General features: G+C 48.6%; 21 protein-coding genes. 19 read left to right on the top strand and 2 right to left on the bottom strand.

Annotated features, from left to right (window positions below; translation table 11 throughout):
- Window positions 1-123 precede the first annotated feature (123 nt).
- The 8 genes from BMW59_RS16135 (at window position 124) to BMW59_RS16100 (ending at window position 10,112) form a co-directional block, all read left to right on the top strand.
- A complete protein-coding gene (locus BMW59_RS16135) occupies window positions 124-1,029 on the top strand; it encodes a carbohydrate ABC transporter permease (RefSeq protein ID WP_093054400.1) in 906 nt (301 codons plus the stop codon).
- Window positions 1,022-1,864 (top strand): carbohydrate ABC transporter permease, encoded by an 843-nt coding sequence (locus tag BMW59_RS16130; protein ID WP_093054398.1) that lies wholly within the window; start codon window positions 1,022-1,024, stop codon window positions 1,862-1,864. The genes BMW59_RS16135 and BMW59_RS16130 overlap by 8 nt, the downstream gene beginning before the upstream one ends.
- A gap of 128 nt (window positions 1,865-1,992) precedes the next feature.
- Window positions 1,993-4,032: a beta-galactosidase gene (locus BMW59_RS16125; protein ID WP_093054396.1), complete on the top strand. Its 2,040-nt coding sequence runs from the start codon at window positions 1,993-1,995 to the stop codon at window positions 4,030-4,032.
- A gap of 134 nt (window positions 4,033-4,166) precedes the next feature.
- Window positions 4,167-6,362: an alpha-galactosidase gene (locus BMW59_RS16120; protein WP_093054394.1), complete on the top strand. Its 2,196-nt coding sequence runs from the start codon at window positions 4,167-4,169 to the stop codon at window positions 6,360-6,362.
- 126 nt (window positions 6,363-6,488) lie between these two features.
- The gene (locus tag BMW59_RS16115) at window positions 6,489-7,049 is read left to right on the top strand and encodes an FAD-dependent oxidoreductase (protein WP_093054392.1); all 561 of its coding nucleotides are present in this window, start codon (window positions 6,489-6,491) and stop codon (window positions 7,047-7,049) included.
- A gap of 158 nt (window positions 7,050-7,207) precedes the next feature.
- Window positions 7,208-7,852, top strand: a complete 645-nt coding sequence (locus BMW59_RS16110; protein ID WP_177174392.1) for a PspA/IM30 family protein — start codon at window positions 7,208-7,210, stop codon at window positions 7,850-7,852.
- A 9-nt stretch (window positions 7,853-7,861) separates the two neighbouring features.
- Window positions 7,862-8,395 carry an NfeD family membrane protein gene (locus tag BMW59_RS16105; protein WP_177174391.1) on the top strand — a complete coding sequence of 178 codons (534 nt, stop codon included), beginning with the start codon at window positions 7,862-7,864 and terminating at the stop codon, window positions 8,393-8,395.
- Window positions 8,396-8,531: 136 nt separating this feature from the next.
- Complete coding sequence (locus BMW59_RS16100; protein ID WP_093054386.1) at window positions 8,532-10,112, top strand: flotillin lipid rafts scaffold protein FloT; 1,581 nt, start codon at window positions 8,532-8,534, stop codon at window positions 10,110-10,112.
- Window positions 10,113-10,192: 80 nt separating this feature from the next.
- Here the strand turns inward: BMW59_RS16100 and BMW59_RS16095 are convergent, their stop codons facing one another.
- Window positions 10,193-10,915 (bottom strand): transposase, encoded by a 723-nt coding sequence (locus BMW59_RS16095; RefSeq protein WP_245733179.1) that lies wholly within the window; start codon window positions 10,913-10,915, stop codon window positions 10,193-10,195.
- Between the two features lie 325 nt (window positions 10,916-11,240).
- On the opposite strand from BMW59_RS16095, the gene BMW59_RS16090 reads away from it, so the two are divergent.
- Window positions 11,241-12,137, top strand: coding sequence for an AEC family transporter (locus BMW59_RS16090; RefSeq protein ID WP_093054384.1), 897 nt, complete (start codon window positions 11,241-11,243; stop codon window positions 12,135-12,137).
- Window positions 12,138-13,319: 1,182 nt separating this feature from the next.
- Window positions 13,320-14,030 carry a ComEA family DNA-binding protein gene (locus tag BMW59_RS16080; protein ID WP_093054380.1) on the top strand — a complete coding sequence of 237 codons (711 nt, stop codon included), beginning with the start codon at window positions 13,320-13,322 and terminating at the stop codon, window positions 14,028-14,030.
- Window positions 14,031-14,237: 207 nt separating this feature from the next.
- Here the strand turns inward: BMW59_RS16080 and BMW59_RS16075 are convergent, their stop codons facing one another.
- Complete coding sequence (locus BMW59_RS16075; protein ID WP_093054378.1) at window positions 14,238-14,879, bottom strand: YigZ family protein; 642 nt, start codon at window positions 14,877-14,879, stop codon at window positions 14,238-14,240.
- A 566-nt stretch (window positions 14,880-15,445) separates the two neighbouring features.
- Here BMW59_RS16075 and BMW59_RS16070 point away from each other — a divergent pair.
- The 9 genes from BMW59_RS16070 (at window position 15,446) to flgK (ending at window position 24,714) form a co-directional block, all read left to right on the top strand.
- Window positions 15,446-16,600, top strand: a complete 1,155-nt coding sequence (locus BMW59_RS16070) for a sensor histidine kinase (RefSeq protein WP_093054476.1) — start codon at window positions 15,446-15,448, stop codon at window positions 16,598-16,600.
- A gap of 120 nt (window positions 16,601-16,720) precedes the next feature.
- The gene (locus BMW59_RS16065) at window positions 16,721-17,419 is read left to right on the top strand and encodes a response regulator (RefSeq protein WP_093054376.1); all 699 of its coding nucleotides are present in this window, start codon (window positions 16,721-16,723) and stop codon (window positions 17,417-17,419) included.
- A 223-nt stretch (window positions 17,420-17,642) separates the two neighbouring features.
- Entirely contained in the window at window positions 17,643-18,497 is an 855-nt protein-coding gene (locus BMW59_RS16060; protein ID WP_093054374.1) for a DegV family protein, read from the top strand.
- Between the two features lie 227 nt (window positions 18,498-18,724).
- Window positions 18,725-20,389 carry an ATP-dependent helicase ComFA gene (locus BMW59_RS16055; protein ID WP_245733177.1) on the top strand — a complete coding sequence of 555 codons (1,665 nt, stop codon included), beginning with the start codon at window positions 18,725-18,727 and terminating at the stop codon, window positions 20,387-20,389.
- Entirely contained in the window at window positions 20,386-21,237 is an 852-nt protein-coding gene (locus BMW59_RS16050; RefSeq protein WP_093054372.1) for a ComF family protein, read from the top strand. Before BMW59_RS16055 ends, BMW59_RS16050 begins: the two co-directional genes overlap by 4 nt.
- A gap of 63 nt (window positions 21,238-21,300) precedes the next feature.
- Window positions 21,301-21,735: a TIGR03826 family flagellar region protein gene (locus tag BMW59_RS16045; protein WP_093054370.1), complete on the top strand. Its 435-nt coding sequence runs from the start codon at window positions 21,301-21,303 to the stop codon at window positions 21,733-21,735.
- A 164-nt stretch (window positions 21,736-21,899) separates the two neighbouring features.
- Window positions 21,900-22,154 (top strand): flagellar biosynthesis anti-sigma factor FlgM, encoded by a 255-nt coding sequence (gene flgM, locus BMW59_RS16040; protein WP_093054368.1) that lies wholly within the window; start codon window positions 21,900-21,902, stop codon window positions 22,152-22,154.
- A gap of 152 nt (window positions 22,155-22,306) precedes the next feature.
- On the top strand, window positions 22,307-22,816 hold the full coding sequence (locus BMW59_RS16035; RefSeq protein ID WP_177174390.1) for a flagellar protein FlgN: 510 nt from the start codon (window positions 22,307-22,309) through the stop codon (window positions 22,814-22,816).
- A gap of 263 nt (window positions 22,817-23,079) precedes the next feature.
- Complete coding sequence (flgK, locus tag BMW59_RS16030; RefSeq protein ID WP_093054364.1) at window positions 23,080-24,714, top strand: flagellar hook-associated protein FlgK; 1,635 nt, start codon at window positions 23,080-23,082, stop codon at window positions 24,712-24,714.
- Window positions 24,715-24,836 lie beyond the last annotated feature (122 nt).

Raw genomic sequence — 24,836 nt, 5'->3', positions numbered from 1 at the left:
CCGATGCTCTTCTTTCTTTCCTAACCGATAGTTAAACAATTTAATTAAGTAATGGGAGTCTGCTCCAGTTGCAGGCGGCGGGACTTCTTAAAAGGATTTTTTAAGAAAGAGAGGGCTTTCACGATGAATCAGTCAACAGCTGAATCTAAGAAAAAATCGAAACGAAAATTTATAACACCTAAAACAGCACCATATATTTTTATCGCCCCTGCAGTTATTTTATTTATTATATTTACTGTTTATCCGGTGGTTCAGTCATTAATTTTAAGTTTCCAGACATCGAGCGGCGGAGTCAGTACATTTGCAGGACTCGATAATTACCGGCGTCTCTTTAACGACCCGCTTTTTTACAAGGCATTAGGGAACACCTTTACCATTCTCATTATCCAGGTTCCAATTATGCTCACCATCGCGGTGCTGTTAGCAGTACTTATGAACTCAGCTTTATTAAAAATGAGAGCTTTTTTCCGAATTGCTTTTTTCATGCCGGCTATTACAGCATTAGTTGCCTACGCGATCGTTTTCATGATTATGCTTGATGAAAACTATGGTCTAGTAAACTATGCTTTAAGTTTAGTAGGAATTGACCCTATCGCCTGGCTGAATGACCCGTTCTGGGCCAAAGTGTCACTTATTGTTGCAGTTACGTGGCGCTGGACAGGTTATAACATGGTTATTTTCCTGGCCGGCCTTCAAAATATCTCAAACGATTTGTATGAAGCAGCGAGTATTGACGGAGCAGGAAAAATACGGCAGTTCTTTTCCATTACGCTTCCTCAATTGAAACCGATCTTCCTGTTTACGTTCGTGCTGTCCACTATCGGCACATTACAGCTTTTTGATGAGCCGTTTATTTTAACCGGCGGGGGCCCGAACAACTCGACACTTACTATTTCTTTGTATCTATATATTAACGGTTTCCGTTATTTTGACTTTAACTATGCATCCGCTATTGCATATATACTCGTTATTATTATTGCTCTCTTATCCTGGTTCCAAATGAAAGTGGTAGGTGATAAAGATGACTAACAACAAGAATAAGACAACGACCATTTTAAAAAAGATCGGCTTGTATACGTTATTGGGAATCGGTGTCTTCTTATCTATGTTTCCTTTCTACTGGATGTTCATTGGAGCCACGAACCCATCAGGGGCGATCTTCAGTATGCCCCCAAACTTAGTACCGGGAGACCACTTTTTTGAGAATTTAAGAAACTTGAATGAAAACGTAGGGATCTGGCGGGTTATTATGAACTCGTTAATTATTACGCTGACTTTTACCGTTGTCAGTGTGATGATTTGTTCAGCTGCCGGTTTTGCCTTTGCAAAGTATCAGTTTAAAGGCCGTGACCCGATCTTTTTCATGCTGCTGCTGGCCATTATGATTCCTTATCATGTCACACTGATTCCGTTATTCGAACTGATGGCTAATGTCGGCTGGCTCAATACTTACCAGGCGGTAATCCTGCCTCACCTGGCTTACCCGTTTGCAATTTTTCTAATGAGACAGAACATGAGATCCATCCCTAACTCGCTATTAGAAGCGGCCCGTGTGGACGGAGCCGGCGAGATGCGTATTTTCTTTACCGTCGTATTGCCGACGATGAGACCGGCACTTGCGGCAGTTGCTATCTTCCTGTTTATGTTCCAGTGGAACAACTTCCTCTGGCCGCTAGTTGTCTTAGGAGACAGCTCCATGTACACACTTCCTGTCGCATTATCCAGTCTTGTAGGGATGTCGCGGATCGACTACGGGCAGATCATGCTCGGTACAACCTTATCTACCCTGCCGATCATGGTATTCTTCCTGCTTCTGCAGCGCCAGTTTATTTCCGGTATTCTCGGAGGCTCGGTGAAGGAGTAAGCGAGGCAGGTTTCTTCTGTCAGGAAAAAAGCAGTGAGCGGTGGTGCCAAAGAGTTAAAGCCGCACGGCGAGTGTGTCTGAAAAATTTGGCATTGCCCTTTAACAGAGCAATGTAAAAAGAAAAGCAGATGGTTTTAAAAGGAGTTTTTGATATGTATATAGGAGTGGATTATTATCCGGAACAATGGCCGCGTGAACGGTGGGACACTGATTTAAAGCTGATGAAAGAGCTGGGCATTAATGTCGTCAGAATTGCTGAATTCGGATGGAGTGTCATGGAACCTGAAGAAGGAGCGTACGATTTTTCCTTAATCGATGACGCTATTGCGGCTATTGAATCATACGGGTTTGATGTTGTGCTCGGCACACCGACGGCTACCCCTCCCGCCTGGCTGATCGAAAAATATCCGGACGTCCTTCCGGCTGATGACCACGGGAATGTAATTGGTTTTGGAGCACGCAGACATTACACGGTGAACAGTGAGGTTTACCAGCAGCTTACGAAACAGATTGTAGAAGAGATGGCAAAGCGGTACGGGAGCCATCCTGCGGTCATCGGCTGGCAGGTGGATAATGAATACGGCCATGAAAAATCCGACCGGAGCTACAGTGAAACAGACCGGAAAGCTTTCCAGTCCTGGCTCCAGGAGAAGTACGAAAGTCTTGATGAACTGAATGAAAGGTGGGGGACGGTTTTCTGGAGCCAGACGTATACGAACTGGTCGCAGATTCCTGTTCCTAAAAAAGTTTACCAGGAGCATAACCCGAGTCTGCTTTTGGACTTCGACCGATTCTGTGCGGAAGCTTATAACCGTTATAACCGTCTTCAGGTGGAGACGTTAAGAAAGTATATTGCCGACAGGCAGTTTATTACCCATAACTTTGTGTATTCGGGGCTTTCCCAGGATCAGAAAGAAATGGCTAAAGATTTGGATTTCATTTCATTTGATAATTATCCCGTGTGGGGCGGTCTGGCAGATCCGATTTCACCTGCCGCTATTGCAAGGCAGCATGACTTGTGCCGCGGGACGAAAAACGGCAAAGGTTACTGGGTCATGGAAGAATTATCAGGTGCACAAGGATGGAGCCAGATCGGCTATCTGCCGCGGCCCGGTCATTTAAAATTATGGACGTACCAGGCGATTTCACGCGGTGCGGAAGCAATTGTGTATTTCCGCTGGCGGGCGGCCAGGTATGGAACCGAACAGTTCTGCCATGGCATCCTTGACCACGACGGCAAGCCGCGAAGAAAATATAATGAAGTAAAAGATGTGATCACGTCACTTGAAGGTTTTGCAGATCAATGGATTGAGTCGGAAATACCGGCTGACGTCGGTTTTTACCATGACCCTGAGAATGACTGGGCGTGGCAGATTCAGCCTCAGTCCGACCAGTTTAACTATATCGGAGAGTTTCTAAGGTTTTACGAGCCTGCCCATTCGTTGAACGCCCAGGGGAATATTATCCGGGATGATGAAGATTTAAGCCGGTACAAAGTAGTCGTCGTCCCTGTGTACTTTTTAACGAAAAAGACATTTAACGACAGGCTGAAAGACTATGTCGCTAACGGCGGGACAGTGATCTTCAGTTACCGTACCGGTGTAAAAGATGAGGATAATATTGTGACTGACCAAACGTTGCCTGGCGATCTGGCAGGGCTGGCAGGAATACAAGTGCACGAATACGAATCACTCAGAGGCGGAAAATCAGGACGTGTAAAAGGTGTAGCAGGCGCAGTCGAAGGCCTGTCATCGTCTGCAAGCGTCTGGTGTGATTATATTGAGCCGGAAACAGCAGAGGTGCTCGCCACTTATGAGGATTCCTGGTTCCAGGACCGCGCAGCTGTAACGAAAAACAAATATGGTGAAGGCACCGTCTATTATGTAGGAGCCGGAATAGAGTCACCGATGCTTCAAAAGCTGTATGCGTCTATTTTCGAAGAGACGAACTTGACATATACGGAAACAGCGGAAAATGTCGAGCTCGTGAGAAGAGAGAGTGAAGAGGCGTCGTACTTATCCGTTTTAAACCACGACGTTGAGGAAGGCCATGAAGTGGCCCTTCCTGAAGGGGAGTGGACGGATGCAGCCTCTGGCGAAAAGCATACAGGAGTTTTAGAGATTCCCCGCCTTGGCAGCCTCGTCCTCGAGAAAAGAAAGCAGCATTAAAATAGGACGGGAGAGGCTAAGCCTCTCCCGTTTTGTCAGAAAATGGGGGGTCTGTCCCCCCATTTATTGACAGAACCTAAAAACTGGGGGGACAGACCCCCCATTTATTTACAGTACTCAAAGGAGGTTGCACGATGGGGATTTACGTGTGCCGTGATGAAAAGCGGTTTGTTCTTGAGACAGCAAACACCGCGTATATATTCGATCGTCAGGATGATGGTCATCTCCAGCATGTCTACTGGGGAAAGAAAATGCCGTACAAAGAGGATTATGAGGCGTGTATCCCGCATGTCATTCCTCATTCTTCATTTGAAGCGACCCGCGGTGTGATGGGTTATGAATTCATTCCCTGGGGAGAGATGGTCTATTCTGAACCGACATTAAAAGTATCGAACGCCTCAGGTGAGCGAGGGTTCGAATGGATTTTTGACAGTTATAAAATTGACGAACGCGAAGAAGGCACCCGGCTTACTGTGACACTTAAAGAAGCGGGCACGAACAGATACGGTGTGGAACTGATTTATGATCTCTATGACACATTTGATATCATCGGACGCAGCCAGAAGGTATTCAATTATTCCGGCGAGCCTCTCACGCTCGAAGCGGCGAGATCCCTGCAGACAGCTTTTAACCCGGGGAAAGACTATTATTTCAGCCACCTGGCGGGAAAATGGACAGGCGAATTTCAGCTCATCCGTGAACCTCTCACTGAAGGGAGAAAAACGATAGACAGCCGAAGAGGCAGTACGTCTCATCAGGCTAATCCCTGGTTTGCGATTGATACGGGCGCAAATGAAGATGACGGCGACGTCTGGTTTGGCCATTTTGCTTACTCGGGGAACTGGGACATCCATGTGGAAAAAGACGCGTTCGGATTTGTCCAAGTGTGCGGAGGACTCAATGACTTTGATTTCTCAGTAGCACTGTCTGAAGGAGAATCGTTTGAAACACCTGTCTTTTTTGCCGGATATACAGGGGACGGCTTTACCGGTATGAGCCATCTCGCCCACCGTTTTCAAAGAGAAAATATTCTTCCGCCAAAACACCGCGGGGAATTGCGCAAGGTGCTTTATAATTCATGGGAAGCGACCTATTTTGACGTCTCAGAAGCTGAACAGAAAAGGCTGGCAGACAAAGCTGCAGCCATCGGGTGCGAGCTGTTCGTCGTGGATGACGGCTGGTTTGGTGAGCGGCATTCAGATCAAGCCGGCCTCGGGGACTGGTACGTCAACCGTGAAAAATTTCCGAGGGGTCTGACCCCATTAATTGACCATGTCCACGGGCTGGGGATGGACTTCGGTATTTGGGTCGAGCCGGAGATGGTAAATGAAGACAGCGAGCTTTTCCGTGCCCATCCTGACTGGGTGTATCAGTTTTCCGGCAAAAAGAAGACAGAAGCCCGTAACCAGCTTGTTCTGAACCTCGGAAAAAAAGAGGTGCGCCATTATATTCAAGGCTGGCTGGACGATCTTTTACAGCACCACGACATTCGTTTTATTAAATGGGATATGAACCGGGCTATTTCCGAACCCGGAAATGTTCGGCAGATCCATGGCGGTGCGATGGCGCATACGGAAGGAGCTGCGGAGCAGCAGAAATTGTGGCTTGACCATGTGGAAGGGCTTTATGAGGTCATGGACGGAATTAAGGAGAAGTATCCGCATGTGGTTGTTGAAACGTGCTCAGGAGGCGGCGGACGGATAGATCTAGGTGTCTTGCAGCGGACCGACCAGTTCTGGACAAGCGATAATACGGACGCTGTCGACCGGCTTCCTATACAGTACGGCTGCTCCTATGCTTATAACGCAAAAGCGATGATGTGCTGGGTAACGGATTCTCCTAACTGGCTCAATCAGCGGGAAGTGCCTTTAAAATATCGGTTCCATTCGGCGATGATGGGGTCTCTCGGGATCGGCGGCAATCTTGATCAGTGGAACGATGTGGAGCTTGCCGAGGCGAAAAAGTGGATAGCTGAATATAAAGAAATCAGGGCGACAGTGCAGGAGGGCAACCAGTACCGGTTGGCACCTGCAGCCACTAGAGCGAAAGGGTTCGGTCACAGCGTAAATGGAAATGAAGCCGTATTTGCCATCCAATATGTGTCTGAAGGCACTAAAGAAGAATCGGTTGTTTTCCTGCTCGAGCAGGGTATCGCCTACGGCCCGCAAAAGGTGAGGCTTCAGCTGAAAGGGCTCGATCCCGAAGCGCTTTATGAAGACAATGAAGGTCTGCGGGCGAGCGGCTCCTACTTTATGAGGCATGGCATAGAATGGACACCATCAGAGCATTACAAAAGCCAGCTTTACCGGCTCAAAAAAGTCTACGAGTAAGTTCCAGAAACTGGGGGGTCTGACCCCCCCCCCAGTTTTTTCTAAGCATATTGGTGGCTTTTAATCAAAGGGGTTTGTAAAATATAGTTTAGAAAGCGCTATCATTTTGAAGGAGGAGTGGTAGAAGTGTACGATATTATCATTGTAGGAGCCGGTCCGGCGGGGGCGAGTGCTGCTTTGTTTGCGTCTAAAGCCGGAAAGAAAACGTTAATGATTAACAGCGGGCAGAGTATTACTAAGAAAGCGTGGCTTGAGAACCATTACGGGTTAATGGAAGCGGCAGGTCCTGATCTCCTGCATACCGGGATTAAACAGGCTAAAAAATTCGGTACCGAGGTGATCGAAACGAAAGTATCGAAGGTGACGAAAGCAGGAGATGGGGTTAAAGTTGAAACAGATATCGGTGCTTATGACGGGAAGCATGTCATTCTGGCCACCGGTGTGATGGCTAATGTCGCTGAGGATTCCGGGATTACTACGAAAGAGGGGACAGAGCCTAAGATTAAAAAGATTGTGAATGTTGACCGCGCAGGAAAAACAAACGTCAACGGAGTCTGGGCGGCAGGCACGTGTGCAGGCGAAAGTGTCCATACAATTATCACGGCAGGCCACGGTGCCGCTGTAGCGATCAACGTGATCAGCGAACTGAACGGCGAGCGCTATGTAGACCACGATATTTTAAAATAATTTATTTTTATCACACATACGAGTACCTGACCCGGCGGGCTGCCGGGTTTTTCTTATGATGAAAATGGAAATGAATGGGGGGTCTGACCCCAAACACCATGTTTTTTCTGTATACTGGAAATAGTGCTCATTTGTCAGTGAGGAAAGGAGGGGACGGGATGATATTATGGTTCCGCAGGTTGAAACGTTATTTCAAAGCTGGTACTCCGGCAGAACCGGCGCAGTCTTCGGATGACCCGGTGGCCATGGCCGATGAGCTTTTAAGCGATATGGAGCAGGAACTTAGTGATATGAGGCAGTCTTTAAATAAGCAGATTGCTGCTGAAAAACGGCTAAAACGGCGGCTGGAAACTGCCCGGGCAGAGTCAGCGGAACGGGAAAAGGATGCGGTCGGCTTTCTCGAAAACAATGATGAGTATTCGGCCAGGCTGGCGCTTATAAAAAAAGAAGAAACGGACCGGCACGTGGAAGAAATCAAATCGCTATACCAGGCAGCTAACAGCCATAAGGAAGAACTTCACCGCCACATCGAAGAACATATGGCTGATTACGAACGTCTGCAAAGAAAAAAGAATGAATTACAGGCAAAGCGAAACTTCTATCCGTCTTCCGCCGTAAATGAGATTGAGCTGGCAAAGAAGCAAGGGAGCGAAACGGCTGTTAATCACACCGAGGCGATTCCCCCGGAAGGCGAACAGGACTACCCGGAAAAGAACCGCACCGGGATTTCCGCACCAGCTGACGAAGCCGGGGTGGACGCCAAGCTGGAAGCACTGAAAAAATCACTCAAAAGAAGGAATTAGGTGAGAGGCATGGAGATAGCGGGGTACACGATTGAATCGATTTACCTGTTTTTGTTAATTGCAGGGGTGATTCTAACCTTTCTCTACATATTTGTTGGGGAACTGATCGAAGGCATGATGGACATCAGCGGAGACGGCATCATTAATCCGATTACTGTGATTGGATATATCACGTTAATCGGCGGACTGGGATACATCCTCGAAACAATGGCTTTCTTTATGGGAAGCGGGCTGATCCTTCTCGTCAATCTCGTCGTTTCAGCGGTTCTCATCGTCCTCGTCAACTATTTCATCATCCTTCCTGTCAAACGGTCGGAGAAAAGCACGTCTTATTCAATTAATGAGCTGAAAGGAACGGTTGGTGAAGTGTATACGACCATCCCTGCGGAAGGTTTCGGCGAAGTGGTCATTTCACGGACTCACGGAACAGTCAGCAAGGCTGCTAAGAGCTTTGATAATGAGGATCTTCCTGAAGGAACGAAAGTGCTCGTGATTGATATCGATGATGAAGGCGTTTTCCACGTGTCGAAGCATTACGACTGATTTTTTCAAAAAAATGAGTGAAGAATGTCTTCCAGCCGGTTAAAAAAACAACGCTTGTTTCTGTAAGACTGTTTCTTTGTCGTAAAGGTGTGGGAGCGTGCTTTTTCCACAGACAATCAAATGAGGAGTTGGGAGAATGGAAACGATTATTATCGTAGCGGTGGTCATCGCCTTTGTATTCCTTGTTCTGCTCGGCGTGTATTTTACGCGGTACCAGACATCAGGGCCAAACGAAGCGCTGATCGTGACGGGGAGTTACTTAGGAAAAGGCAGAAATATTTCGGATGATTCTGAAGGAAAGAAGATGAAAATTATCCGCGGGGGCGGGGCATTTGTGGTTCCGGTATTCCAGCAGTATGCGAAATTCAGCTTGTCGAACTACAGCCTGGACGTGCGTACGACCGGCGCTTATACGGAACAGGGTGTGCCGGTTTCCGTGGATGGTGTAGCGATCGTTAAAGTCGGATCAACGATGGAAGAGATCGCAACGGCTGCGGAACAATACTTAGGAAAAAGCACGGACGAATTTGAGGAAGAAGTGCAGGATGTCCTTCGAGGACATTTACGGTCCATTTTAGGGTCGATGAGCGTGGAAGATATCAACAATAACCGGGAGCGTTTCAACCAGGAAGTGCAAGCGGTTGCTTCCCGTGATTTTAACAAAATGGGGCTTGAAATTAAGTCATTTACACTTCAGGAAGTCACGGACGCCCAGGGCTACCTCGACTCACTCGGTAAGCCGCGCATCGCTGAAGTGAAACGGAATGCGGCGGTAGCGGAAGCCGAGCGTAAAAAAGAAGCGCGGATTGAAAACGCCCGAGCGGAGCAGGAAGCTAAGGCTCAGGAGCTTATCCGGGACACTGAAATTGCAAATTCCGAGAAGGAAAAGCAGCTGAAGGTCGCCCAGTATACACGTGAGCAGGACCAGGCTCGCGCCGAAGCTGACCAGGCGTATGACTTGCAGACAGCAAAGTCTAAGCAGCAGGTGACTCAGGAAGAGATGCAGATCCAGATCATTGAGCGGGATAAGCAGATTGAACTGGAAGAGCGTGAAATTCTGCGCCGTGAGAAGCAGTATGACGCCGAAGTGCGCAAGAAAGCGGACGCCGACCGTTACGAGCAGGAGCAGCGGGCGGAAGCGGCAAAAGTCCAGCAAATGCGTGCGGCAGAAGCGTCCCAGTATCAAATTGAAGCTGAAGCGAAAGCGAACGCGGACGCTGAGCGTTTCCGCGGGGAAGCAGAAGCCAGCGTAGCGCTTAAGAAAGGTGAAGCTGAAGCGACGGTCATCCAGAAGAAGGGTGAAGCCGAAGCCGAAGCGAAGAAGAAACTGGCAGAAGCTTACGAATACTATGGCGAAGCAGCGAAGCTCAGCATGATCCTCGACATGCTTCCAGCTTATGCTAAAGAAGTATCCGCTCCACTCAGCGCGATCGATAAAGTAACAGTGGTTGATACGGGCGGAAGCGGTAAAGATGGCAGTGCCGGGGGCGCGGCTAAAATGTCAGGGTATGTAACTGACTTAATGGCCACTTTGCCGGAAAACTTGAAAGCCGCCTCAGGGCTTGATGTCAATGAACTGCTCGAAAACTTTTCCGGAAAAGGAAACATGGCAAGATCGGGAAATGAGCAGCAGCCGAGTGAAAACACTTCAAACACCGACGGCGGAGAAGGGGAAGGGCATAAGCCCGCCCCGCCTGAAGATAACCAGGCTGGATAATACTGGGGGGTCTGTCCCCTCACGCTTTAAAGCAAGGTTGTGCGGGAAAGGTGATTGCCTTTCCGCACAACCTTTTGATGTTAGCGGCGGGGAGCGGGAGTTTCTTCTTTAAAATGCATCGTTTCCTTCATTTCTGCTATAAGGGCTGTTTTTGACTTGCCCCTATCGTAATCTTCCCAGCTGGGCAGATTGGCAGTTGCGTATTTGGAAAGATAATGGAGGTACAGGTTATAAAACTCGAGATGGTCGTCGAGTGCTGCCTCTTCGCGCATATCGAGCTCGACAAATTGCTTGTACAATTCAGGATCCCGGGACGGAAAATAGGAGAGGACTCTGTCTGTGGTAAGAAGAGGAGAAGGAGAGTGCGAGAGATATTCCTTGTAGCTGCTCCACCAGTAATCTTCCGGCTCGGCAACGATGGAAGCCATGTACGGGTTTAAATGAATGTATTTGCTTACTTCAAGAAAATAGGTCGTGTTTTTAACCACACGCGCCCCGTACCGCCCTTGGAACAAGTGGCCGCACAAGTCATGGCGGTGGTTAAAGTAGATCGCATATAAAGAATGGAGCCGTTTCATGATCTTTTTAATATGCGCCTTCTCAGTTTCAATCAGTAAATGAATGTGGTTAGTCATCAGGCAGTAGGCATGGAGCTTAAAAGGAAATTCGTACTTCGTCTCTTCCAGTAAATCCAGGTACATCATCCGGTCCTCGCTGTCGAAAAACACAGCTGAACGGCGGTTGCCCCGGCTTGTGACATGATACGTGGCACCGGGATACCAGACTCTCGGCTGTCTTCCCATAAACATCAAACCTTTCATATTCAATTTTAAAAACTGGGTAACTATGAAAAGAGAGGGTAACAGGTACGTTCATCCGGTTGGGTGTGGTACGATGGCAAAAGAGGAAATAGCGGGTGGCTCAGACAGGGGTCTCACGGCTCGCTGCGTCATCGTTATAAAAAGGAAAGCGTCTTTAATCGTTGGCTGCTGCTATAATAATCTATTAAACTGGCCTACATAAGCCTCTCTTTCTTGTAAATGACTCTATTCGACATAAACTTTTAAAATCCTTTTTTTATTTAACAAAAAATGGGGGGACTGACCCCCTGACCGGGAAGCGATACATATGACAATTTTTATTTCAGTAGTTTTACCTGTTTTACTCGTTTTTTTAATAGGGTACGTTGTTCAGATTTGGCGCCGGGTCGATATTAAACCCGTCTCAACGGTGGCGATTTATATTTTGACGCCGGCCCTTGTCTTTGAAACATTTTATAAAGCAGAAATGAACATGCAGTACGTGTATATGATTGTCTTTGCGCTGGGCCTTCTTTTTGCCCTAATTATCATCAATAAGCTCTACGCATGGAAAATGAAGTACAACTCCAGTACGGAAGGCGGGCTGATTTTATCGACCGCCTTTATGAATTCAGGAAACTATGGAGCGCCGATTATCCTTTTTGCCTACGGACAGGAAGGATTTGCTTACGCCGTGTCGTTTATGGTTCTCCAGTCAGTCATCATGAACTTTTTCGGCGTCTACTATGCGGCCCGGGGCGTGTCAGGTGTCAAAACCGCGCTCCAGGTGCTGCTTCGTATGCCTGTGACATACGCAGTCATTTTAGCCGTCATCTTAAAACTGTTAAACGTCACGGTGCCTGCCAATCTCATGCAGCCCGTCGAATTAATTTCCCAGGCAGCCATCCCGACCGTCATGCTGATTCTCGGCATGCAGCTCGCCCAAATTAAATGGACAGGATTTGAATGGGGAAAGGTCTCATACGGAGTAATCGTAAGGCTCTTGCTGTCGCCGCTGATCGCCTGGGGAATCACACTCATTCTCCCGCTTGATCCGCTGCTCGCAAAAGTCCTGATCGTCGCATCGGCAATGCCGTCAGCAGCCACCATCGTCATGTACGCCGTTGAATTTGACGCCAAACCCAAACTCGTGTCGAGCATCACACTCATCACCACCTTGCTAAGCGTCCTCACCCTGACCCTGCTTCTAGTCATATTAGGTTAAGAGTAGTTGTGGCTCTGGATCACACGTCTTTTGGGTGAAAATCTTGGGAGAGAGGTTCGCATCGAGGCTGAAACCCTCAGAAACCAGACAGGCATGCCGAAAAGGGTATTCTAATAGGTGTTTTGACTAGTAGGGGCTTTAAGCTTAAAAGCTGCTTCTTCTGGGGCAGGGAAATTTGAGAGTTCCATTATAAGAGCCGCTCGGGAGCGGAGGCCGCAGATGAGCGGGTGATAAAATGAAAATATGATCCGCTCGGGAGCTGAGGCCCCAGGCGAGCGGGTGATAAAAGGGAAATATGATCCGCTCGGGAGCCGGTCCGCCAGGTGAGCGGATGATAAAGTGGAAATAAGAGCTGCTCGGACTGCGGTCCGCCAGATGAGCGGGTGATAAAGTGGAAATATGATCCGCTCGGGAGCCGAGGCCGCAGATGAGCGGGTGATAAAAGGGAAATATGAGCCACTCGGGAGCCGGTTCGCCAGGTGAGCGGGTGATAAAGTGGAAATAAGAGCTGCTCGAGGGCTGATGCCGCAGATGAGCGGCTGATAAAATGAAAATATGATCCGCTCGGGAGCTGAGGCCCTAGGTGAGCGGGTGATAAAAAGGAAATATGATCCGCTCGAGAGCCGAGGACGCAGGTGAGCGGGTGATAAAAAGGAAATAAGAGCTGCTCGAGGGCTGCCGCAGATGAGCGGCTGATAAAATGAAAATATGATCCGCTCGGGAGCCGAGGCCGCAGATGAGCGGGTGATAAAAGGGAAATATGAGCCACTCGGGAGCCGGTCCGCCAGGTGAGCGGATGATAAAGTGGAAATAAGAGCTGCTCGGACTGCGGTCCGCCAGGTGAGCGGGTGATAAAGTGGAAATAAGAGCTGCTCGAGATCCGAGAACGCAGATGAGCGGCTCATAAAACAAAAATATGACCCGCTCGGCCAGTGTCAAAACTGGTGAGTGGGTCATAGACTTATAAAAGGCCCAATTAGGAGGCGAGACAGCAGGATGGCTCGTAACATGAGGCTATGAGCTGTCAGCAGCTAAGCCGACGAGGGGGGTACAAACCGCGCCCCTATCGTATAAGAAACTGGCCTCCAAAAAGGGCATTAATGATCTCCTAATAACTGGGGGGACAGCCCCCCCAGTTATTGGTATAATAGTCGTTGAGTTTAAGAGAGTGGAGGGTAAGAGATGTTTAAGAAACTAGTGGTGCTGGCTCTTTTCATGCTGGCATTATGGAAAGTTGTTTTGCCGTTTATGAACAGGAAAGCAATTGATGCGGAGCTGAATGACTATAAAAATGAAAAAGACACCGGTGATCACTTGTCTACTGGGGATCACAAGGGAACAGGCAGTCTTGTAAATCCCCCGGCTGAGGCACATGAAACACCGCTCGACCTAGCTGGAAAAACCAAACGAAAAGAAACTGCTGAAGCCACACATTTGGCCGAAACGGAATCATCGGGAGCAGACGCACCAGCTACCAAATCACCAGCTACCAAATCACCAGAAACAAAATCTTCGGAACTGCGGTCAAAAGAAGCGCAAACTAAAGACACAAACCAGCCGGTTCAAGATACAAACGCTTCTGAAACTCTAGGCGCAGCCCCTGAAACTAATCAATCCTATCAGGAGGCCGCGCCTTCAGACACTCCTGCGACCCAGGAATCCGAGGTCCAGTCTGCCGACTCATCCGCACCAGCTGATCCTGGTAAAATAGATGTTAATACAGCCGGTCCTGCCGACTTACTGACCATCCCTGGAGTAGGCGCTGACCTCTCTCAAAAGATTCTTAACGAGCGGGAGAAAAACGGTCCGTTCAACCATACGGAAGACTTGCTGCGTGTCCCGGGAATCGGAGAGAAAAAGCTGGAGCAAATGAAACCTTCACTATTAAATTAATAAAAAAAACTGGCATTTGGGCCGTTCACTTTTCCCAAATGCCAGCTTTTTAATTTACCTGAGTACGTGCCATCCTTGCTCTCAAAGGCCCCACGCCCTCAACATGCCAAAACGCAAACTCTAATTACACAGACCTTTACAAAAAACCTCAAAGCTCACTCCACTATAATCCACCCCAAAACACGAGCGCCCCCTAAGACTACCTGTTTACTCCGTAGGTACGTCTTCTTCCAGATACTCCTGGCCGGTCTGTTCAATAAGGGCTTTTCCGTTCGTTAAGTTTGTCATCCATTCTTCAAAGGCGTCTTCCGCACCGGCTGCCACGTAAATCTCAAGCTTAACCTGATCTAAATACTCGATGTGTTTAAGCGGATAGTCTGACGAACGGACGGCATTTTCCACTTTACCTAGCAGCGTGTAGTCAAAGGTGACGGTATAGATAGTCATCAGCTGCTGTTTGACTACCCCGACGGCGCTGATTCCTTCGCTTGTTGCTGAGCTGTACGCGCGGATCAGTCCGCCCGCGCCAAGCTTTATGCCTCCGAAGTAGCGGGTGACCACGACCGCCGTGTCTTTCAGACCGCGCTTTTTTAATACTTCGAGCATCGGTACGCCGGCGGTTCCGGAAGGCTCGCCGTCATCATTCGCTTTTTGAATCAGGTCCTGCTCGCCGATCATATAGCAGGAGCAATTATGTGACGCGTTCCAATGCTGCTTTTTAATCGAATCAATAAATTCCTGGGCTTCTTCTTCAGAGGTGACACGCGTCACATGAGCAATGAAACGTGACTTTTGAATGGCGATCTCGTGTTCTCCCGTACCTTTAACAGTATAATAAGTCGAAAGCATGGATTAACCTCTCCTGACATGATCCTAAAAGGCTTATTTATGATTGTAAAAAAATATATAAAAGTTGTGAAAGCTGATGGCCAGCTGTAAATTTAGGGTATGATGGTTGAAGGGAGCTGTCAAGTTACCCGTATGACTAAGCACAATTTAATAAAACCCCTTCACCATTTTCTGCTTAAAAAAATATGGATGGAAGGTCCTTCTTAACTGGCTTAAAGTGCCAAAAGAGTTATTTTCGACAAAACCGCAATTTTTTTATATGATAATAATGGAGCACAAAAATTAATGTTCCCGTCTTTTCAGGAAAAAAAGTTCTATATAAATGAATCAAATGGCGGACCACCCCCATAAATCAAAAGTTGCGTACGATTATTCTTTATAGCACTGCAATTAAGTTACGCAGGCAGCTTAAAAGGCCAGCCATCTGACAGGCGTAAACGCTGTCACCAACAAAGCACATACAGCAACGGTGGGATTTATCGGACATGTTCCCTTCAGGGGAGGCCGGGCTTTTGGTTCCCTTCCAAAAACAGGAATATTTTTCTAGTCAGAAAGTGAGGGGTTGGATGAGTTCCGTTCGTTCAATTGAAGCCATCCTGGAAAAAATGATGGAGATGGTTGGCAGAAGTAAAGAAGAAATTTTTGAAATTGGTGAAGAGTCGAGAAACGAATATGACACCTTGAAAAGTGAATTATCTGAAATCCAGGAAAAAGTTGTACTGATGATTGAGCAGTCTGAGCGTACCGAACTTCATTCGCGGTTTGCGAGAAACCGGCTTGCGGAAGTGAGCAAGCATTTTTCCAAATACAGCGATGAAGAAGTCAGGGAAGCTTACGAAAAAGCAAATGATTATCAGGTTAAACTGGCGCTGCTACACCAGGAAGAAAAGCAGCTTCGCGACAGACGGGATCACATCGAGCGCCGGCTCATGAAACTCGGTGAAACGATGGAACGGGCAGATCAGCTGATCAACCAGATTAATGTCGTCATTAATTATTTAACCGGTGATTTGCAGCAAGTCTCCCATATTGTAGCGAACGCTGAAGAAATGCAGCAGTTCGGGCTGAAAATTATTCAGGCTCAGGAAGAAGAACGCAAGAAACTTTCCCGGGAAATTCATGACGGACCGGCTCAGACGATGGCGAATGTGATGCTCCGCTCAGAGCTGGTTGAAAAGGTGCTTGACCACGATGGCGTGGACAAAGCCCGGGAAGAAATTCGTGATTTAAGGAAAATGGTGAAAGACTCCTTAAGCGAAGTCAGGAGGATTATTTATGATCTCCGCCCAATGACTCTGGATGATCTGGGTCTTCTACCGACACTTTCTAAGTATCTGCGGAATGCCGAAGAACGTACAGGCATTTCCATTAGATTTAAAAACCTCGGCAGAGAACGCCGTTTTCCTACGCATATGGAGGTGGCGATCTTCCGTTTTATACAGGAAGCTGTCCAAAACGCCGTCAAGCATGCGGATGCTGCTGAAATACAAGTGAAAATGGAAATGAAAGATGACCTTGTGACGGCAGTCATTAAAGATGACGGCAAGGGATTTGACCCTGCCCAGAAAAAAGAAGGCAGGTTCGGCCTAGTAGGAATGAAAGAACGCATCAATATGCTTGATGGAAGCATCAGCATTGATTCCAAACCCGGCCGGGGGACTTTAATTATGGTTCAAATTCCTGTGAAGATGAATACAGCAGAGACAATGGATGTCCAATAGGATAAAAGAACTAGATACTTCCGTTCTTTGTCGGATGTACAAATGTTGCTATATACAGGATGCTGTTACAGAGAGAAATTTCGTGTAAAAACGTATAAATATATTTTAGGAGGAGAAAAAATGGAAAGAGACGATAAACTACGAATTGTACTCATTGATGATCATCAACTGTTCCGAGAAGGCGTTAAACGTATTTTAAGCATGGAGCAAAACTTCGATGTCGTGGCAGAAGGCAACGACGGGGAAGAAGTTCTGGATCTTGTGCGCCAAAACCGTCCAGACGTCGTCCTCATGGACATTAATATGCCGAATGTGAACGGAATGGAAGCGACGAAAACGCTCGTTGAAACGTTCCCGGACGTTAAAGTCCTCATTCTTTCCATCCATGATGACGAAACGTATGTCACTCATGTACTAAAAACAGGAGCCTCAGGCTACCTCCTGAAAGAAATGGACACAGAAGCATTGATTGAAGCGGTGAAAGTCGTCGGTGACGGCGGAGCGTATATTCACCCGAAAGTCACACACAATTTAATTAATGAGTACCGCCGCCTGGCCAGTGACACTGGCACGGAAACGGAAATCGGCTTCCGCGAAGTGGAATACCGCCGCCCGCTTCACCTTCTGACACGTCGTGAATGTGAAGTGCTCCAGCTGATGACAGACGGAAAGAGCAACCGGGCGATCGGCGAAGCGCTCTATATCAGTGAAAAGACGGTTAAAAACCACGTAAGTAATATCCTGCAGAAAATGAGCATGAACGACCGGACGCAGGCTGTGGTTGAAGCGATTAAAAATGGCTGGGTAAAAGTGAATTAAGAAGGTTTTTTCAACAAGTTGATGATATGCATCTGCACGTTTTGCAGGTGCATCTTTTTTTTTACTGTGTGGACAGGCCAGCTCGTCAGTTGGTATTATAAGGTTATTGATAGGTGCAGAGAGTAAGTGCGGGCTTCGGCTTGGCCCGGCGCTCTGTTTTAAGGCAGGACGCATACCCTTTGTAAAAACACCTAAATACATACGGAAGAAGTGAGCGTTCATTATGAGTAAAACTGCCATTGTCACGGACAGCACGGCATACATACCAAAAGACTTGCGGGAACAGCATCAGATCACAATGGTCCCTCTTAATGTTGCTTTCGGCAACGAAACATATAAAGAAGAGTGGGAAATTACCACTAATGATTTTTATAAAAAAATGAAAGAAACAGAGGAACTCCCGACCACTTCCCAGCCGTCTATCGGTTTATTTGAAGAAACCTTCCAGAAGCTCGCGGACACTCACGATGAAATTATTGTCGTTACCCTTTCAAGCGGGATCAGCGGGACCCATCAGACCGCGGTCGCTGCAGGGAACATGACAGGGGACGTCGACGTGCATGTTTTCGATTCAGAAATCAGCTGTCTGATCCAGGGATTTTACGCACTTCATGCGGCAAAGATGGCTAACGAAGGTGAGAATGCGAGGAAGATTTTAGATCATTTATACGACTTGAAAAAATCGACGAGAGCCTACTTTATGGCAGACGATTTAAATCACCTCCACCGGGGGGGCCGCCTGAACGGCGCGCAGCTTGTAGTCGGAAGTCTCCTGCAGATTAAACCGGTGCTTCATTTTGAAAACAAAGTAATCGTGCCGTACGAGAAAGTGCGCACAGAGAAGAAAGCACTGGCCAAGATCTGCAAATTGCTTCATGAAGACGCCCAGGACGGAACCCCGCTCGACATCGCAGTCATCCACGCCAACCGGCCGGAAAAAGCCGAAAAAATAGCGGCAGACCTGCGCGAAAAGTACCCGAACTCCACCGTTTACATCAGCTACTTCGGACCTGTCATCGGCACCCACCTCGGCGAAGGCAGCCTCGGCATCGGCTGGGTCAAATCCCACCTCACCTAATATGGAAGTAAATGGGGGGTCAAATGGGGGGGCTGACCCCAACTGACACGGTTTGGCAGTGTGTGCCCGGGGATTCAAGGGTCGGGCAGGCTGCCACTTACCGCCATGCCATGTCCCTTGCTTTCCCTATGTTTTTACCCGAAATAATGCCTCAGCGTGATTCTTCATTTTATAAGCTTTTCCTCCCGCTCCAAACCATACAAATAAATATAAAGGAGGCGCACCTCATGCGTTTTTATGATTTTCCTCTTCCTGCCCTTTTTGAGAAGCCCTCTTCTCTGTTACCGCTTTTCCCGTCACATTCTGATTTACCTGTAAACCTGAATCGCCGGTGGCTCATTCCTGAACCCCTTATCCGGCCATTCAAAAGAGCAATAGGTTCCCAGCTTCCGCAAGAACCCTTTCATTCACTTCAATCGCATCTTGAATCAGCTCTCCTCACCCGATTAAGCGACATCCCACAAGATCAATTATATTTTCCTGAACCGAGCCCCCATTTTATTCTGAACGAAACATTAGCCGATATGCTGACAGGCAGACGCTTATTAATTGATGAAGTGCTTGGGACCGGAGGTTGTTCCCTGGAAAATATCCACGAACACGTGCACGCCGGTTACATACGGTACGAAGCCGGCATCCACACGAAACCGCGTCCGGCTTGTCAGCGCTGTGGAAACGCGGATCCGTTTCTGTTTGGCGAAGTAACTTGCGGGAGATGCCTTGAAGCGTGCCTCTACTGCCGGGCCTGCCTGATGATGGGGCGGGTCACCCAATGTTCGCCGTTGTTAACCTGGCATGGCACTTTTCGCAAAAAAGAAAAAGGTCACCGGTTAGGCTGGGATGGCCAGTTATCCCAAGCACAGGATAGAGCGTCACGGAAACTGACGGAGAAGGTCAAAAACATCTCCGGCCGGACCGAATTTCTAATCTGGGCCGTCTGCGGAGCAGGTAAAACGGAAATGCTGTTCCCGGCTATTTATCAGGCATTAAACCTCGGAACCCCTGTGTTGATTGCGACACCAAGAACAGATGTCGTTCGGGAACTGCTGCCGCGGCTGGAAAAAGCTTTTCCAAACTCCGCGGTTAAAGCGTTTCACGGAGAGGTCGATGCCGCCAACAGATATGTAAGCGCCGATTTGGTCATAGCAACCACCCACCAGGTGCTCCGCTTTCATCGGCACTTCCCTGTCGTAATCATAGATGAGGTCGATGCGTTCCCATATACATACGATGAGAAGCTCCGTTTTGCTGTGAAAAATGCCCGGGCAGAAGAAAGCCTCACCGTTTACTTGACTGCCACTCCGCTAAGCGATCTGAAACGTCTGGCAGAAAGGGGCGCGCTCAGCCATGTGAAAGTGCCAAGACGTTTTCACGGCTATGATCTCCCTGTGCCAAAAATGAAGTGGGCGGGAAACTGGAAAAAAAGTCTGGCTAAAAAGAGGCTTCCGTATCCGGTTATTCAGTGGCTTCGGCAGCATACAGCAAACGGAAAAAAGATCTTTTTATTTGTGCCGCGAATTGATGTGATGGACACGATCGTCCAAAGCCTTACCGCAATCCTGAATGAGACGAAGATAGATTCCGTTCATTCGGCTGATCCGGGGCGGAGCGAAAAAGTCAGCAAGTTCAGGCAGGGGGCGATCAGGGTCCTTGTTACAACCACTATTTTAGAGCGCGGGGTCACCGTAAAAGGCGTACAAGTCGGCGTTCTAGGAGCGGAAGACGGCATCTTCACCGAATCGGCGCTCGTCCAAATTGCCGGCAGGGCAGGAAGAAGCCCTGACGAACCGGACGGTGACGTCATTTATTTTCATTACGGTAAAACGAAGGCGATGGTCGCGGCAGTCAGACACATTCAGGCTATGAACAGAGAAGGAGGAGCGCTAAGTTGAACCGACAGGATATGAGAGAAGGATTATCCCATACCAACCGCTGCCTTTATTGCGATACCCCGTTTCATGAAGAGATCAGCTGGCGCTGGGCTTTCGGTTTAACAGAAAATCAGCTCCTCTGCCCTCCGTGCCAAAATAAACTGGAAAGCATCACCACTATCGGCTGCAGCATGTGCGGCCGCCCCTCTGTGAAAAAAACTGGGGGGTCTGACCCCAAGGGGTCAGCCCCCCCAGAAATTGGATTTGTTGATCCTTCGGTAAGGCTCCCGAACATGTTTGTGAAACATCCGGACGTTCTCTGTCTGGACTGTAAGAGATGGAAAGACACTGGCATTTGGGCTGACCATCCGCTTCAGCACCGGGCCCTTTATGTGTATAATGCTCACCTCCAGGAAGTGATCGCCCGCTATAAATACAGAGGGGACGCCAAACTCTCCGAATTATTTTCCGGAAAGCTTAAAAAACTCACACGGTCCCTGGGAAAGATTGATACGGTAACAGTCATTCCTCTACAAGAAGAAAGGTTATGGGAACGCGGATTCAATCAGGCAGAACTTCTGGCCGAGAGTTTTCCGGTTCAACACGTTCTTGAGAGGACAAGCTCTTCAGACAAACAAAGCAAGAGGGACCGCTCTGGAAGGATTGCTGCCCTGAAGGGGGCATTCAGCCTCTCATCTGCCGCCCGGCAAACTGACTGGCAAGACAAACGGGTGCTGATTGTGGATGATATTTATACAACAGGCGCCACATTAAGAGCAGCTGCGGAAGTTTTTTATACAGAGGGGGCCTCTCACGTTTTCACCGTCACAGTCGCCAGGGCGACAGGGAAGATAAAAAGGGAACCTTAACTTCCTCCAGGGTCTGCCGATATAAGGGGTAGACATTAAGCGAAACGTTAAGGAGGGGCGGCTATGGCCGAATTAGCAAATTGCCCAAACTGCGGGAAAGTCTTTGCGAAAGCCCTACGGCCGACTTGTGACGCGTGTGCCCAGCAAGTCGAGGAAAAGTTTGAGCGGGTTTATAAATTTATCCGCAAACGCGAGAACAGACAGGCCACAATGGATGAAGTGACCGAAGCGACGGATGTAGAAAAAGCATTAGTTTATCAGTTTATCCGGGAGGGGCGCCTCCAGCTGGCTCAATTCCCTAACCTGGGCTACCCTTGTGAAAAATGCGGAGTGCAAATTCGTCAAAATCGTCTTTGCAGTACCTGTACCGATGAGATTAACAAAGGAATACGAACAAAGGACCGGCAGAAAGCTTTTGAACAACGGATGAAAAACCGGGAGAATCCCAGAGCCGGAATTTATACGACCTTAGATGACAGGGTGAGACGGAACCGTTAAGAAAACCGCGGGCCATCTCTGGGAATAAATGGGGGGACAGACCCGCCATTTATTCCCAGTAAAAAAACGGCCATGATGCTAAAGGTTTTCGCTGTATAACCGATATAATTGAGAGAAAAGGGAATGAGCAGAGTAACACTGTGAATCCCGGGAGGTGCTATAAGATGAAGATTAATCCGATGCATTCGATCCAGGCATACCGCAAGCTGCAGGAGACGCAGCAGAAACATAACGATAAAACCACGCGTTCGGATCAGGTGGAGATCTCTTCTGAGGCGAAGGAAATGGCGAAGTCGACTGATGTTTCCGCCCAGCGCCAGCAGCGCGTTGACGAAGTGAAAGCCCAGATCGAAAAAGGAACATACGAAATTAACCATAAAGCGGTGGCAAAAAAATTCTACGAGTTCTGGAACAAATAACAAAGCCCCGCCGAAGATACCAATAACCAAAAACAATTTTTAACAACCCGTACCACCAACATACAAGGCCAAACCATCAACATTTAATAAGAAACAATCAACAGCCAATACCAATCAGCCGGCATACGGCAGCCAACTAATATTCAAGCGAGGTGAACAGCGTGGTGGAGCAGCTTATACAAATTTTTCAGGCCATGACCGTCGTCCATGAACGGTTCAATGAACAGGCGGCAAGAAAAGAAGAAGTCATTAAAAAAGGGGATATGCCAGGGCTTGAACAAGTGATGAAGGAAGAATCGCCTCTCATCCAGCAGCTGCGAAAGCTGGAAAACACGCGCCAGCGCCTCGTTCAGGAATGGCTCGAACAAAAAGGGATCATTAAAGAAGACATCACGATGGACAAGCTGATCCCTCTTTTTCCGGAAAAAGAAAGAGAAGATCTGCAATATTGGCAGCAGCGTCTTATGACTGAAATCCACAAGCTCAAGGACCAAAATGAGCTGAACGAGCAGCTGCTTGAAGATTCGTTGAGGTTTGTGAATCTTTCGCTGGATGCCATGAGCCCGCAGAATCAGTTTGCCGGCTACGGCGGCGATGGCAGCAACGATGACGGCGAAGATTTCGGCCCGGGCGGACGCTCCCTGTTTGATTCAAAAGCTTAGCGCCATCAAGGCTGGCTGTCTAAAAAGACAACCGTCAGCCTTGGCTTTAACCAGCTTTTCAGACAGGAGGGGGAGGGCCAGGCGTCATCCGTTCATGCTCTCCGGTGATGCACCCGAAACCAGCCATGAGCACTGCCCAAAATGAGCCTCACCCAGCATAAGCATTACCCGGCACCAGCAACACCCGAATTATCACCTGGAGCATCGCTAACAAAGCTCCGCCCCTATCTTAATGCAATATACATAACAAAGGAGAGACGACCATGCTTTCAACGTTTCACGGACTAGAAACAAGCCGGCGCGCGCTGAGCACGCAGCAGGCAGCTTTACATACAACAGGCCATAATATCGCCAACGCCAACACAAAGGGCTATTCGCGCCAGCGCGTCAACTTCACACAGACTGAAGCGTTCCCAAACCCGGCGTTTAACAAGCCCGGCATTCCCGGCCAAATCGGAACAGGCGTGAAACCCGGCGAAATTCAGCGGGTCCGTGAATCATTTCTCGATATGCAGTACCGCGCCCAGAACACGAAGAACGGCTACTGGGACACCCGACACACCGCCCTTCAAAAAATGGAAGACATTATGAATGAACCGACTGAGGACGGAATTGCCAATACGCTCGACCGCTTCTGGGAGTCGCTCCAGGATCTGTCCGTCAACCCGGAAGATTCAGGCGCCCGTTCAGTCGTCAGGCAGCGGGGGATCGCTGTCGCCGAAACGTTCAATTACACTTACAACTCGCTTGAAGCCATTCAGCGTGACTATAAAGAACAGCTGACCGTCCAGAACAACCAGATCGACTCGCTCACGAGGCAGATTAACGACCTGAATGGACAAATCGCTTCCGTGGAACCGCACGGCATGCTGCCGAACGACCTTTACGACAAGCGCGACCAGCTGATTGACGAGCTGTCCCAGTTCGTCAACATCGAAGTCGAGCGTGTGCCGAGCGGCGGCCAGGCAAAAGACATGGCCGATGGAAAATATACCGTTCACCTGCTGGACAGTAAAGGCCAGCGCGTCACTCAAGGCGGGGAATCCGTGAAGCTTGTCAACGGGGAAAACCTCACCAGGAGTGCCATGACTGTGAATACAGATGATGACACCGGACTTGTCACAGGCGTCACATTCGATAACTACGATCCAATCAGTTTTGAAACGGAAGGCCAGTTCAATACCTTTACGTCAGGCGCGTTAAAAGCTGTCATCGAGACCCACGGCTACATGGAAGAGGACAGCCAAAGAGGCGATTTCCCGCACATGATGCAGCAGCTTGATACAATGGCCGCCGCGTTCGCCGCTGAATTTAATGAGGTCCATCAATCAGGCTGGAGCCTGTCCGAGATTGAAGCAGCAAACGATCCTGACTCAGCTTTTACTAAAACAGGGTTCGACTTTTTTGCCTATTCCCAGGATTTGAACGACACACCGCCGACCCAGGCCGCCAAGTTTCTTAAAGTGTCAGACGACGTTATGGCAAGTCTCGACAACATCGCGGCTTCTGGCGCCGGGAAACGTGACGGAGACGGCAACTTTGAACCCCGTGCTGAAGCATTCGCCGGGGACGGCTCAAACGCTCTTGCCCTTGCAGATGTGAAAGACGCCCGCCTCAGCTTCGGAGAGAACACGACCAACGTTCAAAGCTTCTATCAGGGCATCATTGGCCAGATGGCCGTTGACACGAACGAAGCGGGACGGATGGAGCGTAACACTGCTTCTTTGAAAAATTCAGTCGACGAGAACCGCAAATCGGTAAGCAGCGTCTCTCTTGATGAAGAAATGACTAATATGATTCAGTTCCAGCACGCCTACAACGCAGCGGCCCGAAACCTGACCGCGATTGATGAAATGCTTGACCGGATTATTAACGGTATGGGCGTCGTCGGCCGGTAATAAACGAGCCTGACCATAAAAGCTTAAGAAACGCTCTTTCCCGGGGAGGGGGGGATGGGTGGATTCCTCTTCCTTCTATTAAAATCCGCCCTTTTCCAGGAAGACTTTAAATTCCCGTCATC

The organism is Salipaludibacillus aurantiacus (assembly GCF_900111295.1).
In the GTDB taxonomy this organism is placed as follows: Bacteria; Bacillota; Bacilli; order Bacillales; family Salisediminibacteriaceae; genus Salipaludibacillus; species Salipaludibacillus aurantiacus.
This window is presented reverse-complemented; position numbering and strand designations above follow the sequence as displayed.

What these genes read in the sequence shown, in the direction of transcription:
- BMW59_RS16095 (WP_245733179.1), bottom strand. Translation starts at nt 10,915, where the DNA reads ATGGGAAGACAGCCGAGAGTCTGGTATCCCGGTGCCACGTATCATGTC.
- BMW59_RS16055 (WP_245733177.1), top strand. Translation starts at nt 18,725, where the DNA reads ATGCGTTTTTATGATTTTCCTCTTCCTGCCCTTTTTGAGAAGCCCTCT.
- BMW59_RS16120 (WP_093054394.1), top strand. Translation starts at nt 4,167, where the DNA reads ATGGGGATTTACGTGTGCCGTGATGAAAAGCGGTTTGTTCTTGAGACA.
- BMW59_RS16075 (WP_093054378.1), bottom strand. Translation starts at nt 14,879, where the DNA reads ATGCTTTCGACTTATTATACTGTTAAAGGTACGGGAGAACACGAGATC.
- BMW59_RS16100 (WP_093054386.1), top strand. Translation starts at nt 8,532, where the DNA reads ATGGAAACGATTATTATCGTAGCGGTGGTCATCGCCTTTGTATTCCTT.
- BMW59_RS16060 (WP_093054374.1), top strand. Translation starts at nt 17,643, where the DNA reads ATGAGTAAAACTGCCATTGTCACGGACAGCACGGCATACATACCAAAA.
- BMW59_RS16125 (WP_093054396.1), top strand. Translation starts at nt 1,993, where the DNA reads ATGGTTTTAAAAGGAGTTTTTGATATGTATATAGGAGTGGATTATTAT.
- BMW59_RS16090 (WP_093054384.1), top strand. Translation starts at nt 11,241, where the DNA reads ATGACAATTTTTATTTCAGTAGTTTTACCTGTTTTACTCGTTTTTTTA.
- flgM (WP_093054368.1), top strand. Translation starts at nt 21,900, where the DNA reads ATGAAGATTAATCCGATGCATTCGATCCAGGCATACCGCAAGCTGCAG.
- BMW59_RS16045 (WP_093054370.1), top strand. Translation starts at nt 21,301, where the DNA reads ATGGCCGAATTAGCAAATTGCCCAAACTGCGGGAAAGTCTTTGCGAAA.
- BMW59_RS16080 (WP_093054380.1), top strand. Translation starts at nt 13,320, where the DNA reads ATGTTTAAGAAACTAGTGGTGCTGGCTCTTTTCATGCTGGCATTATGG.
- flgK (WP_093054364.1), top strand. Translation starts at nt 23,080, where the DNA reads ATGCTTTCAACGTTTCACGGACTAGAAACAAGCCGGCGCGCGCTGAGC.
- BMW59_RS16070 (WP_093054476.1), top strand. Translation starts at nt 15,446, where the DNA reads ATGAGTTCCGTTCGTTCAATTGAAGCCATCCTGGAAAAAATGATGGAG.
- BMW59_RS16110 (WP_177174392.1), top strand. Translation starts at nt 7,208, where the DNA reads ATGATATTATGGTTCCGCAGGTTGAAACGTTATTTCAAAGCTGGTACT.
- BMW59_RS16135 (WP_093054400.1), top strand. Translation starts at nt 124, where the DNA reads ATGAATCAGTCAACAGCTGAATCTAAGAAAAAATCGAAACGAAAATTT.
- BMW59_RS16105 (WP_177174391.1), top strand. Translation starts at nt 7,862, where the DNA reads ATGGAGATAGCGGGGTACACGATTGAATCGATTTACCTGTTTTTGTTA.
- BMW59_RS16130 (WP_093054398.1), top strand. Translation starts at nt 1,022, where the DNA reads ATGACTAACAACAAGAATAAGACAACGACCATTTTAAAAAAGATCGGC.
- BMW59_RS16065 (WP_093054376.1), top strand. Translation starts at nt 16,721, where the DNA reads ATGGAAAGAGACGATAAACTACGAATTGTACTCATTGATGATCATCAA.